18 protein-coding genes and 1 tRNA gene are annotated in these 17,014 nt (G+C 52.2%); 4 read left to right on the top strand and 15 right to left on the bottom strand.

The window, feature by feature from the left end; genetic code table 11:
- Position 1 precedes the first annotated feature (1 nt).
- The 9 genes from DZC79_RS16050 to DZC79_RS16010 form a co-directional block, all read right to left on the bottom strand.
- A complete protein-coding gene (locus tag DZC79_RS16050; RefSeq protein ID WP_118952626.1) occupies positions 2–370 on the bottom strand; it encodes a DUF7009 family protein in 369 nt (122 codons plus the stop codon).
- A gap of 8 nt (positions 371–378) precedes the next feature.
- The gene (gene fdhD / locus DZC79_RS16045; RefSeq protein ID WP_118952625.1) at positions 379–1,212 is read right to left on the bottom strand and encodes a formate dehydrogenase accessory sulfurtransferase FdhD; all 834 of its coding nucleotides are present in this window, start codon (positions 1,210–1,212) and stop codon (positions 379–381) included.
- A gap of 26 nt (positions 1,213–1,238) precedes the next feature.
- Positions 1,239–1,850, bottom strand: a complete 612-nt coding sequence (locus DZC79_RS16040) for an NTP transferase domain-containing protein (protein WP_118952624.1) — start codon at positions 1,848–1,850, stop codon at positions 1,239–1,241.
- The gene (locus tag DZC79_RS16035; RefSeq protein ID WP_118952623.1) at positions 1,847–2,341 is read right to left on the bottom strand and encodes a nucleoside-triphosphatase; all 495 of its coding nucleotides are present in this window, start codon (positions 2,339–2,341) and stop codon (positions 1,847–1,849) included. The genes DZC79_RS16040 and DZC79_RS16035 overlap by 4 nt, the downstream gene beginning before the upstream one ends.
- Positions 2,289–3,374, bottom strand: coding sequence for a hypothetical protein (locus DZC79_RS16030; protein ID WP_157977201.1), 1,086 nt, complete (start codon positions 3,372–3,374; stop codon positions 2,289–2,291). Before DZC79_RS16030 ends, DZC79_RS16035 begins: the two co-directional genes overlap by 53 nt.
- A gap of 57 nt (positions 3,375–3,431) precedes the next feature.
- The gene (locus DZC79_RS16025; protein WP_118952621.1) at positions 3,432–3,872 is read right to left on the bottom strand and encodes a hypothetical protein; all 441 of its coding nucleotides are present in this window, start codon (positions 3,870–3,872) and stop codon (positions 3,432–3,434) included.
- A gap of 26 nt (positions 3,873–3,898) precedes the next feature.
- On the bottom strand, positions 3,899–4,306 hold the full coding sequence (locus tag DZC79_RS16020; protein WP_157977200.1) for a hypothetical protein: 408 nt from the start codon (positions 4,304–4,306) through the stop codon (positions 3,899–3,901).
- A gap of 40 nt (positions 4,307–4,346) precedes the next feature.
- Positions 4,347–4,763, bottom strand: coding sequence for a hypothetical protein (locus tag DZC79_RS16015; protein ID WP_118952619.1), 417 nt, complete (start codon positions 4,761–4,763; stop codon positions 4,347–4,349).
- 144 nt (positions 4,764–4,907) lie between these two features.
- On the bottom strand, positions 4,908–5,471 hold the full coding sequence (locus DZC79_RS16010) for a hypothetical protein (RefSeq protein WP_118952618.1): 564 nt from the start codon (positions 5,469–5,471) through the stop codon (positions 4,908–4,910).
- A gap of 193 nt (positions 5,472–5,664) precedes the next feature.
- On the opposite strand from DZC79_RS16010, the gene DZC79_RS16005 reads away from it, so the two are divergent.
- Complete coding sequence (locus tag DZC79_RS16005; protein ID WP_118952617.1) at positions 5,665–6,129, top strand: hypothetical protein; 465 nt, start codon at positions 5,665–5,667, stop codon at positions 6,127–6,129.
- A 319-nt stretch (positions 6,130–6,448) separates the two neighbouring features.
- On the opposite strand, the gene DZC79_RS16000 is transcribed toward DZC79_RS16005, so the two are convergent.
- From DZC79_RS16000 to DZC79_RS15990, 3 genes are all read right to left on the bottom strand, one after another.
- On the bottom strand, positions 6,449–6,901 hold the full coding sequence (locus DZC79_RS16000) for a hypothetical protein (protein WP_118952616.1): 453 nt from the start codon (positions 6,899–6,901) through the stop codon (positions 6,449–6,451).
- Positions 6,902–7,221: 320 nt separating this feature from the next.
- Positions 7,222–7,689: an SsrA-binding protein SmpB gene (smpB, locus tag DZC79_RS15995; protein WP_118952615.1), complete on the bottom strand. Its 468-nt coding sequence runs from the start codon at positions 7,687–7,689 to the stop codon at positions 7,222–7,224.
- 148 nt (positions 7,690–7,837) lie between these two features.
- Positions 7,838–7,908 (bottom strand) — tRNA-Cys (locus tag DZC79_RS15990).
- Positions 7,909–8,086: 178 nt separating this feature from the next.
- On the opposite strand from DZC79_RS15990, the gene DZC79_RS15985 reads away from it, so the two are divergent.
- Positions 8,087–8,959 (top strand): nucleoside phosphorylase, encoded by an 873-nt coding sequence (locus DZC79_RS15985; RefSeq protein WP_118952614.1) that lies wholly within the window; start codon positions 8,087–8,089, stop codon positions 8,957–8,959.
- A gap of 81 nt (positions 8,960–9,040) precedes the next feature.
- Here the strand turns inward: DZC79_RS15985 and DZC79_RS15980 are convergent, their stop codons facing one another.
- Together DZC79_RS15980 and DZC79_RS15975 are read right to left on the bottom strand one after the other, a co-directional pair.
- Positions 9,041–10,042: a T9SS type A sorting domain-containing protein gene (locus tag DZC79_RS15980; protein ID WP_118952613.1), complete on the bottom strand. Its 1,002-nt coding sequence runs from the start codon at positions 10,040–10,042 to the stop codon at positions 9,041–9,043.
- A 299-nt stretch (positions 10,043–10,341) separates the two neighbouring features.
- Entirely contained in the window at positions 10,342–11,415 is a 1,074-nt protein-coding gene (locus tag DZC79_RS15975) for an Omp28-related outer membrane protein (RefSeq protein ID WP_118952612.1), read from the bottom strand.
- A gap of 263 nt (positions 11,416–11,678) precedes the next feature.
- Between DZC79_RS15975 and pbpC the strand changes: the two genes are divergently transcribed.
- On the top strand, positions 11,679–14,036 hold the full coding sequence (gene pbpC, locus DZC79_RS15970; RefSeq protein WP_118952611.1) for a penicillin-binding protein 1C: 2,358 nt from the start codon (positions 11,679–11,681) through the stop codon (positions 14,034–14,036).
- Between the two features lie 476 nt (positions 14,037–14,512).
- Positions 14,513–16,471, top strand: a complete 1,959-nt coding sequence (locus DZC79_RS15965) for a zinc-dependent metalloprotease (RefSeq protein ID WP_198666917.1) — start codon at positions 14,513–14,515, stop codon at positions 16,469–16,471.
- A gap of 158 nt (positions 16,472–16,629) precedes the next feature.
- Here the strand turns inward: DZC79_RS15965 and DZC79_RS15960 are convergent, their stop codons facing one another.
- Positions 16,630–16,881 (bottom strand): hypothetical protein, encoded by a 252-nt coding sequence (locus DZC79_RS15960; protein ID WP_118952609.1) that lies wholly within the window; start codon positions 16,879–16,881, stop codon positions 16,630–16,632.
- Between the last annotated feature and the right edge of the window lie 133 nt (positions 16,882–17,014).

Genomic DNA, 17,014 nt, shown 5'->3' with positions numbered 1-17,014 from the left:
ATCAGCAGGTTTGGTTGGGGTTGTCGTAGTTATCGGATTGATCTTCGGTAGTATCGTCCAGGCATTTGAAATCCTTTTCGACCAGCAGGTACAGGGAAGCATCATTACCTAAAGGCATATGCCGGTCAAAGCCCACCACCTGGTTATCGGCCCAGCCCTGTAGCAGGGCATCCGGTATAGCTACGGTAATTTTATGATCAGTATAGGTGGCCGTCAGCCCGTCATTCTCTGCTTTGCGCACCAGGGTATAGGTCAGCGTCGAAGGTCCGAAAACCGTTTGCTCTTCACAATAACCTTGTTCGGTCAGCAGGGCAACATCTGTTTTGGACAGCCTGTAACGCACTGAATTTCCTTTGATCCTTATTTTCATAAAACCATTTAAGCGCCGGCAGGAAAAGTGATCCGATGCCCGCCGGTATAAATATTAAAACGTTCTTCTCTCAGGAAGCCGGCGAGGGTCATCCCCTGCTCTTCCGCCAGCGCTACTGCCAGGCTGGAAGGCGCGCCCACAGCAGCAACCACGCGGATGCCCGCCATGGCAGCCTTCTGCACCAGCTCAAAGCTGGCCCTTCCGCTCAGCAGCAGGATCACCTGGTCCAGTGGCAGGCGCTGTACCCTGAAAGCCGCGCCGATCAGCTTGTCCAGGGCATTGTGCCGCCCCACATCCTCTCTCAGGTCGAGGAACCTGCCTTCTGTATCAAACAAAGCCGAAGCATGCAGGCCACCGGTGCTTTCAAATACTTCCTGCTGTGCCCGCAATAGCTCCGGCAAGCGGTACAGCAGCGCAGCCGGGACCGAAAGCGTATCAGGCTGCTCGGCATAAGCCGATACCGTACGTATCGCATCGATGCTGGACTTGCCGCAAACGCCGCAGCTGGAAGTCGTATAAAAATTGCGGTCCGCCCGGGAGAGCACGGGCCTGGCCCCGGGAACCAGCGCTACCTGTATGACGTTCTCCTCCGGTTGGGTCAGCGCTTCGATCTGGGCGTTGCTTTGCAGAATGCCTTCGGTAAACAGGAAGCCTGCAGCCAGGTCGGCATCATGGCCGGGTGTACGCATCGTTACCGATAGCTTGCGCAATACCGGTTGCGGATCGTGATACAGCAGCCGGATCTCCAGCGGCTCTTCCACCGCCAGCACATCCTCTGCTACCGCCTGCCGGCAGCCGCTTACCCGGATAATGCCGGTCTTCGCAACGCAGTCCTTCAGCATAAACCAAAAGTAGGATTAGTTCCGCATTATTGCAGGTCCCCGCCCTTTTTTCTTTGAGCCAGCAGCACCCGGGCTTGCCGCGCAGCATCGGGGTTATCGGCGCTGAAGATGGTATCGCTGTGCCCCGGAAAATAGCGATCGGCGCCGACCTTGTGCAGCAGCCGCTGCAGGGAGCTCTGCCCCTCAAGGTATTGCGCGTGCAGCAGGTGGGCAGCGGCGGCTGAATAGTAGGCCAGGAGCGGCTCATAGAGCCCAGCCGCTTCATTATAAAAGGCCGCCGCAATAGTTTGTTGTTGCAAGGTCTTTATAAAACGATGAAGCTCCTGTTCATCCAGCAAGGGATAATCGCAGCCCAGCAGCAGGAAATCACGCCCCGGAAAAGCGGCCGACGCCGTCAGCAGAGCGGCTGCCGGGCCGGCGTAGTGATAGGGCGCGGCATCCACCAGCACCGGGTATGCGCTATTGTCTTCCTGTACCGGGTTGAGCGAAAGCAGCACTTTGTTACAGCAGGACTGCAGCATCGCCGCCAGGTGGTAACGTTGCGGCAGCTCGTGATAGATCATCAGGCTTTTGTCTTGCCCCATGCGGCGGCTTTGCCCGCCACAGACCACGATGCCGATGCAGGATGGATCTGTCATAAGGGAAATTGCGTGGTGATCACCGCCGATGTTTCCAGGTCATATTTCCGCAAGGCCTGCCCCAGCAGGCTATCCCGTACCACCAGCAGCAAACGGCAGCCCAGGCGGCCTTCCCGGCAGGCAGCTATGCTGCGCAGGACCATGGGCTCCCAGCCCTCTCCCTGTGCTATTTCCAGCTTTCCTACCTCGTCGATGACCAGCCAGGCGGCAGTGGCGGGATAAGGGCGCTCCAGTATGGCCTTGCCCCGGTCGAAAGCCTGCCGGGCAAAGCAGAACCGGCCGATGGTCACTTTTTCCCCCCCATAGGTTTCGGATACTTCGAAGCGATGATATTGCTTCCGCCCGATATCGTAAAGCATACGAACGCCTTCGGCATCGGGTGTCAGGATACCGGCAGCGCTGACGCCGCTTTCCAGCCAGCGTTGCAGCTGTGTTGTCTTACCCGAGCGTACCGGGCCGGCCAGGATATGGATCAGGTCGGGCTTCTTCATAAAGGGAAAGAATAACAAGGCTCAGGATAAAAAAAGACAGCCGGCGTATTTTGCCGCCATGGTTGCGGGCCAGCTGCCAGGAGGGCCGCAGGAAGCGCTGCAGCCCGGGCAGCATACCGATCAGCTCTGCGGCCTGCTGCCGGGTACCGCTGTCGCGGGTACGCAGCCAGTAAAGGATCAGCCGGTTGAGCAAGGGACGCAACACAAAGAACAGCAGGATAACCATAGCCATGCTGCGCAGGACGATGTAGCCTGCAAAGCTGCCAGGGTTTCGGTTACCCCAAAGTAATACCGCGATAATAAACAGCAGCAATAAGACAGGTATCAGCCAACGCCGGAAAGGCCTGCGCCGCATAGCCTGCAGCACCTGGCGTTCTTCCGCCGGCCGGCTGCGGTAGAACAGCAGCACTTCATCGGCATGCCTGCCGATACGGCCGGGAAGCCCGGCGGCATACCAACCGGTAACCAGCCCCCATACCAGGTAAAGCAGCAGGTACAAGCCAATGATACCATAGCTGAAAGGAACATGCGCCGGCAGGAAAAAATCACGGCTAACGCCTTCAAACAAGCGGTTTACCGCAGTCCACAGCGAATTTCCGTAGATCAGTGTGAGCACGATCAGCTTTTGCAGCGCCGACTCCAGCATCGCCAGCGGCGCCAGCAGCAGAGAGGCCAGCGTAAAGCTGCGGATATTACTGTAGAGCAAAGCGCCGAGCAGCCCCTGGAAAGCTACCGCCAGGTAGGCCGGCGGCGGTGCATGCGGGCTTACTGTGGCCTTAACGATCAGCACCAGCACCGTGGCTTTCATTATGGCTTTAAAGCTGAACCTGCTGTACCAGGCAATGAGCCCGATCAGCACTACGGCAAAGCCGCCGACAAAAATACCGGTGAAAGGGATCTTAAGGGCAAACATCAGCCCGCCCAGGCCGCTTTCATTCAGCGCCCATAACGCGGTGAGCCGGGTGACGGCCTGTGGCTGGTGGTCGGAAGGCAGGATGCTCATGGATACCGGAGACAGATAATGCTCCGGCACAAAAATACCGTATTAAGAAGATATGGCTATGATTAGTTATGCAGGCTTCTCCGGGCCTCATGCTTCCAGGTAGCGTTCCAGGAAAACGACGTCCTGGTCCATAAACGCGATAAGGCAATTCAGGGTTTGCTCCTCGTTATTGTCTTCGCGTTCGGTCACATAATGTTTATCCAGCTTCTCGCCCCCAAACAGGCGCTTGCGCATCCTGGGACGGATATAGCGGAGGGTGAACCGCAGGTCTTCGCGCCCCGGTCCCGCTCCGGTCACATATTCCGGAGAGAGGTTCAGGGTATGCTTCAGACCGTCCTGGTCCTGGTAGCTGACCTCCAGGAACCAGAAATCATTCACGACCTCATCATGCCGGGTATAGATTGCCTCATTCAGCTGCAGCCAGGGTATGGTGTGGTATAAGGGGATCACTTCAATACGGCTCTTTTCACCGTACCCGGTGATACCAGATTGAAAGGGATCGCAGAAAGAAACCTGGAAATTGTTCATGTCTTGGTTTAATAAAGCGGGCCTGCTTACTTTTTGTGGCCCGGCATACCGGAATCCAGCACCGTGACAGGAAAAGCGCTGACGATGACGTTGTTCACATCGATAACCAGCTGCCTCCGGGTACCGAAGATTGACCGGCCTACAAAGCGGTCCAGTAACCCGTTTTTGCCCAGCAGGGAGCCCAGCACGACATTGGGGCTTACCCAGGCAGTGGTGAGGAACTGCCTGCCGTTTTTCTCCAGGAAGCAGATCTCTACGCCATGATAGGCATTTTGCTGTACCAGCAGCCGGTTGTGCCCGGCACGACCCGACAAACCGGAGCCGTCGCCATCATGTGCGGTCACATAACGGTAACGGTCTCCGGTAATTCTTCTGAATGCTGCCTCGATCTCATCAATCCCGGAAAGTACCCGGTTCATTGCGTAGCAGGGCATCGGTTGGGTTGTTTAAAGGTGTGGGTAAGGGGCTGAACAATCAAAATATCGAGGATTCATCGTTGCTGTTAACAGCATGCTGCAGATCGGTATAAAAGGCGTCGAATTTCGCTTTATTCCTGCTTTTGAAGATCGCTTTTACGATCAGCAGGCTCAGCAGGATCCAAAGCACGCCTCCGAAGCCGAATACGAACTGGCCGTAAATAAGGCTCAGGATGGCGGAAACGAGTACGGAGCTCAGCACGATGGCCGCAACGATCCATAGCGCCGGCGGGGTAAAATCGACCCGGAAGAACTGCGAACGGTCCCGTACCAGGAATTTGAAATTCTCCCGCGGTGCGATGATCGTACGTGGCGTAAGAAAGGGCTTTTTGATCTCTGCGCCAGGGTACTTGGACGCCAGCCGGGACAATACTTCCTGCAGGGACCTGTTTTGAGGATTTTCGATCTTCATCATTTGCTGTTAAATGAAAAATAAACCGTGATGCTTTTGATTGCGGACACAAACTTAACTTGTCTGAACAATTGCGAAACAGGAGAATGTAAATCCGTACCGGTTTCCCTGCAGATGTGCCCTTGTGAGGACATATCCGTATAAGCGCTATTGCAGGCTATCGGGTGACTGCACTACCGGCCTTTCCTCCTCGATCACAGGAACGCCGCCCATATTTTCCATGGGTACTGCGATTACAGGTTCTGCTACAGTCGGCGCCGGCTTGTTTTTCAATTTTGCTTTGCGCGGCGCTGGTACGGTATCGGGCTGGGAAACGGCCTGCACCAGGGGCAGTCCCGTCGTTGGCTGTACAGCAGTATGTTCTTCGGGAACCGCCGACCGATCGCCTACGGCTTCCGTATGGCAGGAGCTGCTCATGATCGCGAACACAAAGACCACCACCAGCGCTATACGGGAGCGGAACGGCAACACGGATTCGTTCAGCCGGGTGATGAAGACTTCCGGTTCGGGAATGGTGCGGTCCAGCTGGTCCTTACGAAAGCGGCCGCAGGCGCCCTGGTGCTGTCGGAGGTATGCCAGGGTAGCCTCCGGCGTCCATTGGGTAAAGTCGATGACCACCTGGCTGCATTGGCTGCAGAAACGGCCGCCGGCGGCCGGAGCCATGTCCATCCAGGATACAGCGCAGGGCTCGGGGAGCCGGATGATAGCCATAAGCGTCTTTATTTTACAGCAATGATGCATACTGCCGCATATTCCATAACGGTAGCCCCGGAAACCAATAAGCTATTTTCCCGTTTTAGAAATACTTTAATGGTTTTTCTCTAAACTTTTATGGACATTGTTTTATTCCCTAAATAATTGGTATTATTTTTGCTATACAACCTCTAACAAAAAATAACAGTTTATGAAACAAAGCCTTTTGATTTTAGCTGCTGCAACAGCTGTAGCTTTTGCAGCATGTAACGGCGGTAACAACCAAGAAGGTTCTTACACTGCGGCCCAGGCAGATTCTATTGCAAAAGCGAAAATGGATTCGGCCCAGGCTGCCCTTAAAGCGCAGAACGATTCTACTATCAATGCCAAAGCAGCTGATGAAGCGCGTAAAGCCGATTCTATACGTGTGATCGATTCTGTGATCGCGGCTACTAAAAAGACAACAACTACTACCGTAGTGAAGAAAAGCAACGGTGGTAAGAAAACAACCATCACCAAGAAGGAGACCGTAACTGATGATCCCAAAAAAGAGTCGGTAATTGACAAAACAAGCCCTTCATACAGACCAGGGGCAACGGATGCCACACACAATAAAAACGGAACACAAAGCAAAGAAGCACCCAAGTCCGTATCTGATCGTCCCGGAGCTAATTAATGTCATTAACTTTTTTAAAAAAAAAGAACCTGCTGAAGCAGGTTCTTTTTTGTGCCTATTGGATTCATGTCTACACAACCTACCTATGCCATTTCAAAAGGAAATTATATTACCCCTCCCCCGACGGATATGGTGTTACCTGCCCGCAAAAAAATTGACAGGAGAACAAGCAAAATTTAAGGGGCCTCGCAGCTACTTCCCGATACAAAATATTGCACAAGGTCTTCACAAAAAATCCCCCGGCCTTTAGCAGCCGGGGATTTTTATTATTTACAAACAACTTATCCCTTATTAAGAGCAGCCGTTCTTTCCAAATCGCTTACAATTTATTGTATGAACCATTACAATCGTCGGCATCATTAATGCCCTGCACCTTATAACTGAAGGACATGCTGGTTCCGCTAAAGGTCATGGTACCGCTCAGTGTACGCGATCCGCCAACGTCCTGGTTGGTAAATTGCAAAGTGTTATCACCGGTTACCGTTCCGGTAATTGTAACGTTGTTACCAAAACCAGCGACATTATTAATCAATGCATTTATTTCGCTGGAGCTGGAGGGGTTTACACTAAGCGTTACATTGTAGCTTCCACTGGTACAAATATCCGTTCCTTTCCAGGTGCCCAGAAAACCGTCGCGCACCAATGTTTTACAGTCTTTACCCGTATAGCCGACAGGGCAAACATCGTCTTTGGAGCAGGATGAGAATGTAACCGCGGCAAAAGTACCTACCGTCAGTAAAGAAACAGCTAAGATCAGACGTGCTTTTTTCATAATTATTGTTTTTGTAAGTGTTATTGTTCGTATTTTTTGTTGGTGTTTTTATCGAAAAGCAGCGAAGCCGGCAACGCCAAAAGCGCAAAGGGTCAACAAGATTGCCAGCAAAAGTTTACCATTGATTTTCATAGCCTGCATATAGACATGTAGCTACACAAAATTTGTGCCAAAAATAAACTTCTTTATAAAGAACCTTTATCAAGAAAATGATAATAAGATTACAACAAATTGTTAATATATCAAAAAAGGATACAAAACAAGCGGATAATAAAATATCTACCAATCTGATAATAATTTATTAAACCATCTTATCTGTATTACCAATCACCGCTTTTCATGCTGCGTTCCGCTTCGCGGTTCTTAATGGTCTCGCGCTTGTCGTAGAGCTTCTTGCCTCTTCCAAGGCCTATATCCAGCTTGGCAAAGCCATTCTCATTGATATACATCGACAGGGGAACGATGGTAAAGCCCTTTTCTTTGATCTTCTGCTGCCATTTCCGGATCTCTTTCCGGTTGAGCAGCAGCTTCCGCTCCCGGGTAGGATCATGACCGGCATAGCCGGCGTTGACGTATTCGGCGATGTGAAGGCTCCTGATCCACAGCTCATCCTTGTGAAAGAAACAATAGCTGTCGTTGAAGCTCACCTTACCCATCCTTACCGATTTGATCTCTGATCCGGTAAGCACGATACCCGCAGTAAGCTTGTCTTCGATGCTGTATTCGAAGGTGGCCGGCTTGTTCTTCAGATAGACGCCTTTGCCGGATGTGCTATTGGGTTTGGCCATGAGATTTGTGGGATCTTGCTGTATTTTGAGGCTTTGTTAACGTTTCAAAACCTCTCACTAACACAGGCAACACAACTTGGTTGTGTAAGGGTAAAAAAATTTTGCTCAAAAAAATCCCGCCGGATTGAACAGCGGGACGATTACCTCGAGGTATCGAGCGGATTCGAACCGCTGTAGCAGCTTTTGCAGAGCTGAGCCTAGCCACTCGGCCACGATACCTTTTGCTTTGAAGGTGGGCAAAGGTAATAAGGAATCGTCACTTTCCAAACAGTTTCTCAAATATTCTTTAAGCTTATTTTTCATTGATAACAAACGGATAATCTCTTCGCTTTATCCTCTGCGCGATATTTGCTTACTTTGACTTCCGATCTTGTACACCTCAATTATTTTAACGCTGATGATAGGTAATTCCGAACTGATCATTACGCCTTCGGGCTGCATTTACCACCTGGACGTCCATCCCGATGAGATCGCCGACACGGTGATCACGGTAGGCGACCCCGGACGCGTACCCGAGGTATCCAAATATTTTGACCGCATAGAGCACCGCAAGGCACATCGTGAATTTGTTACCCATACCGGCTATATCGGTAGCAAAAGACTAAGCGTTGTCAGCAGCGGCATAGGCCCCGACAATATCGACATTACCCTGAATGAGCTGGATACACTGGTCAACATCGATTTTACGACACGCACGCCCAAGGAGCACCCACGCAGCCTTACTATTATCCGCATGGGTACTTCCGGCTCGCTGCAGGAAGATCTGCCCGTCGATAGCCTCGTGGCTTCGACCTTCGGCATAGGGCTCGACAACCTGCTGCACTACTACCGGTTCGAGAACAACGCCGAGGAAGCTTATGTGCTGAACGATTTCCAGAACCATACCCTGCTTGGCGGCAACCCGATACAACCCTATGTTGCAGAGGGGTCGGTGCGCCTGCTCAATCACTTCAGCGAAGGCTATACCCATGGCATCACCGTTACCTGCCCCGGCTTCTATGCACCGCAGGGCCGGCGGCTCCGGCTGCCCCTGGCCTTCCCTAACCTCGTCGATACCTTATCCACTTTCAGGAGCGGCATGCACCGCATCACCAATTTCGAGATGGAAACCTCGGCCATTTACGGGCTGGGCAAGCTGATGGGGCATCATTGTCTTTCGATCAATACGATCGTCGCCAACCGCCAGGCCAGGACCTTCTCCGAAAATGCACCCGGGGCTATCGACCATATGATCCGAAAGTCGCTGGAGATCCTTGCCGGCATAGCCTGAAACAGCTGTATCGTTTTTAAGAGCGTATATACAAAAGCGCCCCACCGGTTGTGGAGCGCTTTTGTACCTATGTACTGCTTTTTATTTCAGGGTGATTTTCTGTGTATAGGTTTCCCCGGGCGTACGGACGGAAAGGATATAGATCCCCTTAGACAAGGCGGAAAGATCTATCGGGTAAGAAGTAACAGCGTCCTGCAGGCGTACCCGGTAGACACTTCTGCCGGTGAAATCCAGTATCGTCGCTTCCCCCTCAATTGCCTTGTTCATTTTAATCATGAATCGGCCATTGCTGGGATTGGGATACACTTCAATGCCTTGCTTATCCCCGATTACGCTCGGCTGGTTACCCATAGAGCGATCCTGTTTAAAGGCCATAGGAACCGGACCCGCTTCATTATAGAGTACCAGGTCGCTTCCACTTACTGCCGTAGCCTGTTCCGCTTCCGGTTTAAGGCCGGCGCAAAAGCTCATAGTAATGCCTCCACAGGCATAAAAGCCGGTAAAAATATCATTGTTATACACATCGATTGTAATGACGTTGCTGCCGGGATGCAAGTGGCTTGGATCAACACTGAAAGAAATATTTTGAGCTAATGGATTGTAGTCGTTGCCGGAAGATGGATTAAGTGTATAGGCATGTCCATTAACTTTAAAGCCGGTAACATTATTATCGCCACCGATATAAGAAAAATTGACCTGCGCCCAATCCATACAGCTATAATCCATACTAAAACTCCGACGATAAGTACACAAACCGGCGTAAGCACCGGCAGAAGGCTCAATGCCACCTGCTTCCAGGTAAGGGGTGATCCAGCGTGCACAGTTGCTTACAGCCCATGAGCCGTTTAAATTGGAACAGACATAAGCTGGCCAGTAAGCGCCTGGCCTGTCAGGGCCACCCACAGCTCCGGGTCCTGCGACTTGCCAGGTATCGTCAGGCGATGCATAGGGGATCATGTTCGAGGTGCCGTTCTGAACGCCTGTAGACAGGTCTGTAGTGCCGATATATTGCGCCGATGCGCTGCCGCCGAGCAAAACGAGCATGAGTGCTGCTGCACCCGCCTTTTTAAAATTGACTGCCATAAAATGTTTTTGTGTTTAGGTAAATATTTATTCCTGCCAAATTTAAAAAATATTATCCTGATTAATTATTTCATTTTTTATTTTATGATCTACCATACTACTTATTACTGACAGTTCATTATACCAAAGAAGATGACCTATACGTAGCCATGTTATGACAAGCCCTCCGGCCGGTAGCGACATATCTTTTTTGCCTGTAGCACAATCGCAGCCATCCGTCTGTAAACAAATATCCCCGCCATGCAGGCAGGGATATTCCGGATGAGCCCCGGCGAAGCATTTCTTGACAAATGCCGCTCTTATTTTTCCACGGAAAGACGTTGCACGATACGACCATTCTCGCCGCTGATCACTACATTGTAAAAGCCTGCACCCAATGGGCTTAAAGGCAGGGTAAAGCGATTTTCCCCTTTGCCGAGGTTATTGTTTTCACGGGTATAAACATTGCGGCCCAGCATATCGGTAATGTGAATATTGACCGTTTGCTGTGCGCTGGCGGTAATGGACAAAACCGCGGTCTGGGAGGCGGGATTGGGATAGATACCAACCTGTGCTACATTGGCCAGCTCGTTGATACCTGTGGTAGCGCTCTTGGCTTTTTCGGCATTGATGATCTCGTACTTGCCGCCTTCCATTTTGAAAAGGATAACATAAGCTTCCAGCTTGGCTTTATTCCAACCACTGTTGATATCCACTTTAAAAGTCTTGGTAAATTCGGCATTTGCAGCAATGCTGGCGGTTCCGATCTGCTCTCCCCAGGGCGTACCGGCCAGTGCAGTGCCTGAAGTAGCCATTGCACCCCGCAGCACATGCGGATGCTTGGTGGGGTTGCTGGGCGCACTGTTCTGATCGGCTTCAATATCATTCTCGGTCAGGAAAACGGACATGTAATATTGCCCGGTAGCTGCCGACCAGAATTTAGCTTTTGCATTGACGGTAATCGTATTACCGCTAATGGCAATATTGGCGGCAGCGCTCGCTACTGCTGCCGTACCGGTGGCTGTGGTCACTTTACCCATCATCCGCTGCACATCGCCGCTGTTGTTGCCGGTAACCCCATCGTGTACAGAAGCTTTATTGATGATAAAGGTAGGCACGCCCTGTATGGCAAAATTCGAGGCCAGCGCGCTGCCGCCCAAAGCGTTGATCGTGCTGGGTGTGCTTGAATTCTTCACACCGATCAGGTATCCTTTATCGCTGCTGGCCAGCTCAGTATTCAGCTGGTCGCCCACAGCTACACCATAAGCACCGCAGGGCGGGCACCAGGTTTCGCTGAAATCCAGGATTACGGCGCGTGTTTTCTGTTGGGGCGTCTGGGCCCAAAGGCCGCCTGCAAGGCTACAAGCCAGAAGGCCGAGTAATGTTTTTTTCATAAGATTGCATTGAGGAATTAAACAAATTGGTGAAATAAATAATCCTAAATTTAAAATGTTATTTTAAACAATAAATTAGAATTAACAACGATTAACACTAATTAACCATACACAGGTACCTACAATTGAATTTGCTACATAAAAATGCGGGGTACGCCACCTGCGCACTCCTCGTAAAACCTCTATTAAAACCAGCAGCCTTCCGCTTCCTTCCGAAATCCCGTACCTTTAATCCCGCCCTGCCAGGGACCTGACCTGATCCTATGCTTAACCGCTTCCGGCAACAACTATCGCCGCCGCTTCATCACGGCATCCGAAAAAAATTCCTGAAACGGAGCTTTCATGTCGTGCTGGGACTATGTTCCCTGTTTGCCTTACTGGACGTGCTTTTCCCGCTAAGGCCCAATCCCGAGTATGCTCCCCTGGTGCGCGCAGCCGACGGCACACCTTTGTATATGTTTCTTACCCGCGACCAGCAATGGCGCATGTTTACTACCCTGGAGGAGATCACGCCCGAGTTGCGGCAGGCCATCGTATTCAAGGAGGATAAATATTTTTACCGCCATGCCGGCATCAATCCCCTGGCAGTTGTGAGAGCGGCCTGGAACAACCTCTTCCACCTGAAGCGGACTTCGGGCGCCTCTACGATCACCATGCAGGTGGCCCGCCTGCTGTCGCCCGGTAAACGGACCTATACCAACAAAATGGTTGAGATGTTCCGGGCCTTGCAGCTGGAAGGGCATTACTCCAAAAACCAGATCCTGCAGCTGTACCTGAACCTGGTGCCTTACGGCTCCAACATACAGGGGGTGAAGGCTGCATCGCTGCTGTACTTCGGCAAAACACCGGATCAATTGTCCCTGGCCGAGCTGACCGCGCTGAGCGTGATTCCCAACCGGCCTAACTCGCTGGTGGTAGGCAAAGACAATGATCGTATCGTAACCGTGCGGAACAAATGGCTGAAGCGTTTCGGCGAAGCCGGGTTGTTTGCGCCCGACATTATTCGCGATGCCCTGGCCGAGCCGCTGGACGCTTACCGGCACAACGCGCCCCGTACTGCGCCACAGCTGGCGCTGCGGTTGCGGCGGGCTTACCCGGGTGTGCTGGATATCACGTCTACGATCGACGCGGGGCTACAGCGCAAAGCCGAAGAGCTGACCGCCCAATATGTTTCGGCATTAAAGCTGCACCAGATCCACAATGCAGCAGTGATCATCATCGACAACCGCAACCGGCAGGTAAAAGGCTATATCGGCTCTTCCGATTTTTTTGACAAGGAGCATCATGGCCAGGTCGACGGCGTACAGGCGCTGCGTTCTCCGGGCAGCGCGCTGAAACCCTTGCTGTACGGGCTGGCTTTCGATAAGGGTTTTGCCACACCCAAAACGGTCATTAACGATGTGCCTATAGATATGAAAGGCTATGCGCCGGAAAACTACGACCTGGATTTCCGGGGTAAGGTGACGGTAGAGGAAGCTTTGAGGCAATCGCTGAATATACCGGCCGTGAAACTGCTGAACCAGCTCGGCACACCTGTTTTTGTGAATGAGCTGCATGCCGCAGGCTTTCAATCGGTGTGGCGCAGCCGCAAAAAGCTGGGCCTGTCCATGATCCTGGGCGGCTGCGGCGTGCGGCTCGACGAGATGGCTTCCCTGTACTGCTGCTTTGCCCATGGAGGACTTTACCGCCCCTTGCAATGGCGTATGGGCAAAGAACAAAATCTTTCTGACAAAGACAGCCTGAGGCTGCTGAGCCCCGGCGCCAATTATATGCTCACGCAGATCCTGTCGGAGCTGCGCCGCCCGGACCTGCCCAACAACTTTGCCAATGCTGCTAACATACCGCGCGTGGCCTGGAAAACCGGTACTTCGTATGGCCGACGCGATGCCTGGAGCATCGGTTACAACAGGCGATATACGATAGCCGTATGGATCGGTAATTTTTCGGGCCAGGGCGCGCCGGAGCTCAATGGGGCCGGCACGGCCACGCCCCTGCTCTTCCAGCTGTTCGGCGCCATCGACCGCAACGGACGGGAAGATTGGCAGGCTGCCCCTCCTCAACTGGCCTTCCGGCTGGTGTGCGCTGAGACCGGCAAAGTTCCGGGCGAGTATTGCACCGCCACGCTTACCGACTGCTATCTGCCCGGCATTTCGGACAATGCGCCCTGCCGGCATTTGAAAGAGGCTTACCTGTCGGCCGACGAGCGCTTTTCTTATTGCACCAGCTGCCTCCCGGCAGTGGGCTATAAGATCAAAAGCTTCCCTGATATCGATCCCGAGCTGGCTGCCTACTACGATTCCCGGCACATTACCTATGACCGGATACCAGAGCATAATCCCGCCTGCAGCCGCTACTTTGAAGGAAAGGCCCCTGTGATCAACTCACTCACCGAAGGCGCCACCTATCTTATCACAGACAAGGGCAAGCAGCAGCTTCAGCTCAGCTGCGCCGCCGGGAGCGATGTGCAAAAGGTATATTGGTATATCAACGACCGTTACCTGGGGCACTGCGCCAAAGAAGAAAAGCTGTTCTTTATTCCTGCCGGCAACGAGATCAAAGTTTCCTGTACCGACGATAAGGGCAGGAACAGCAACCTGCAGATCAGGGTAAAATTTATCTGAGCCTTCAGGAACGCTATCCGCAGTCAGGCGAGGTATATTTCTCACTTTAGAAGTGTAAAATTTCATTTCGCATTAATTATCTTAATCTTTTCCTTATAAAAAGATTATACTCCGTTAAAACCATACATTGGCGATGCAATGGTGAAGACACAAACACTTAGCGCCTAAAGCTTTAGGCCGGATCGACAAGCCGAAACATAAGCCTGGTAAGCCTTTCAGGCTTTTACCTGTAACATTTTGCCTGAAAATAGGATATATTTGTTAAACGCCGGTTATCTTAAAACCAATTGTTCGCTTTTACCGGAAACTGCTTACTCCATCCAGATCTTTATTCGTTTAAACTTACAGGTATTGCCTGTAACAGCCCCCGCATACCCACCTTTTGCAGGTAAGGGCGCACGATGCGGTTGGAGGTAGCCGGCGCTTGTAACACCATCATTATTCACACCAACATTATTCACACCAAAACTTGTTTTATGAAAAAACAACGTGTATCCATCCTGCTCCTGGGTATCGGCCTGTGCTTATGCGCCGGAGTAACCCTGGCACAAACCGGCACCCGTCCTATCGACCAGCAAGTAACGCGTGCACAAGCACAAGGTCTTTTCACCCGGACTTATTCCCCCTTCCGGGAAGAACAGGGTCAGGCCAAAAGGGCCAGCGACCAGGTAGTGAGCGATGCCACTTACCTGCAGCTGGCGCCCGAACAAACCCTGCGCCTCTTCCGCGAGCATCCTGATGCGCTGACCCTGAGCATACCGGTAGCCTCGGATGCACCGCTGGAGCTGGAGCTGGTACAGCAAAGCCCGCTGGATAAAAGTTTTTTTGTCAGCACCAGCGAAGACATCAACAAAGCAGTAGCCTATACTCCAGGCGTATATTACCGCGGCGTGATCAAAGGCATGCCGCAAACCACGGTGGCCATCAGCATATTTGAGAACGAGATTATCGGTATTGCTGCAACACCGGATAAAGGTAACCTGGTGCTGGGAAAACTGCAGGCCGAAGGCAACGACAACGCTTATATCCTGTATTCCGACAATAAGCTGCGCGCTCCCGCCCTGCCGCCCTGCCAGGCTATCGAGCCCCTGGGCTATACGGAGAAAATGCGGGAATACATGAACACGGCGGCCAGGGGTACTGCTGATAAATGTGTAAAGGTATTCCTCGAATGCGACTATGCGATGAATACGAACAAAGGCGGCGTAACCGGCGCGACCAATTTCATTACTGCAGTATTCAACAACCTGGCGGTACTGTACGCCAACGAGTCGATCACTACTGCAATCTCACAGGTGATGGTATGGACCAGCCAGGATCCCTACTCCACCACCAACTCTAACACTGCTCTCAATACATTCCGTACCACACGTACCACCTTTAACGGCGACATTGCCCACCTGGCGGCCCTTGGCGGTCAGAACATCGGCGGCGTAGCCTGGGTGGATGTGCTGTGCAATAACTCATACCGCTATGCTTACAGCAATATCTACAGCAGCTACAGCACCGTGCCCACCTATTCCTGGTCAGTAGAGGTCATGACCCACGAGATGGGCCACAACCTGGGGTCACCGCATACCCAAAGCTGCAGCTGGGTAGGCGGCGCGCTGGACAACTGCTATACAACCGAGGGCGGCTGTGCTCCCGGCCCGGCGCCCACCAATGGCGGCACCATCATGAGCTATTGCCACCTGACCTCAACCGGCATCAATTTCAACAACGGCTTCGGCACACAGCCCGGCAATCTGATCCGTAACCGGGTGAGCGCGGCCACCTGCCTGACCGCCTGTGGCGGGACCGGCGGCTGCACCGCCAACAGCGCAACCCTGACCATAGTGCTGGACAACTATCCTGAAGAGACCAGCTGGAACATCAAAAACAGCGCCTCAACGATAGTGGCTTCCGGCGGCACCTATGGCAGCTCCCCCGATGGTTCCACCATTACCGTACCCCTTTGCCTGCCCAATGGCTGCTATACGCTGACCATGCTGGACGCCTATGGCGATGGGATCTGCTGCTCCTACGGCAACGGCTCTTATTCGCTAAAGGACAATGCAACGAATACCGTGCTGGCCAGCGGCGGTCAATTCGCCAGCCAGGAAGTGAAGACCTTCTGCTTCAATGCCGGTATGCCGCCACAGCAGGGCGGTCTGAGCAATGTAAGCAGCCTTGCGGCTGATGCCGGCTTCAGCGTATATCCCAACCCCGCCCGCGACCTGCTGCATGTACGCTGGAGCGGTGCCAGCGCCGGTACGGCACAGATTACTTTTACCGACCTGGCCGGCAGAAAGATCGCCGGCTATACGGTAAACAGCGCGGAAGGCAAGAACAACTTCGATATTTCCCTGCAGCAGATGCCCACCGGTATGTACCTGCTCCAGCTGGAAACCGGTGGCACCCGCTTCCAGCAAAAAGTAATGGTGCAGCAGCCTTAAGGCTTTCTGTAGTCCCATAGCAGGCCGGACAGGTAATCAAGTCTGCTATGAAAAAGGGCTGTCCCCAAAAATTTTTTGGGACAGCCCTTTACTATACAAACTACTGCGGTGTTTTGATACACCATAGCGGGAAATGTCTTGTGCCCGGTATACGTGCGTTAAAACAAGCTTATCGATTCCAGCAAGGTCCGGTTCTGCTCTTCGGTATGATAGATGGGTGGGCAGCGGCTATCGAGATCCTGGCGACCCAGCCGGAGCACTTCATTCAGGAAGCAGATGCGGTCTTCAAGAAAAAGATAGGTGCCTGCTGCTGCTTTCATCTCTGCAGCAAACTGTTCGGGATTCAGGCGGATGTCGGCGAAATGATCGGAGTAAAAGTTCCTGGCTGACAGAGCGATCTTAAAATTCATAGTGGTTCATTTTATAGGTCTAACAACACATAATTGCTGCCGCTAAAACTATGCCAGGAATCACCATTTTACAGCTATATAATATTTTATACGATTACATCATACCTTACAAACTGACAATCAATTAATAAAA

Origin of the sequence: Taibaiella helva (genome assembly GCF_003545695.1) — a bacterium.
In the GTDB taxonomy this organism is placed as follows: Bacteria; Bacteroidota; Bacteroidia; order Chitinophagales; family Chitinophagaceae; genus Taibaiella; species Taibaiella helva.
Note: the sequence above shows the minus strand (reverse complement) of the source record. Positions and strands in the feature narration are given on the sequence as shown.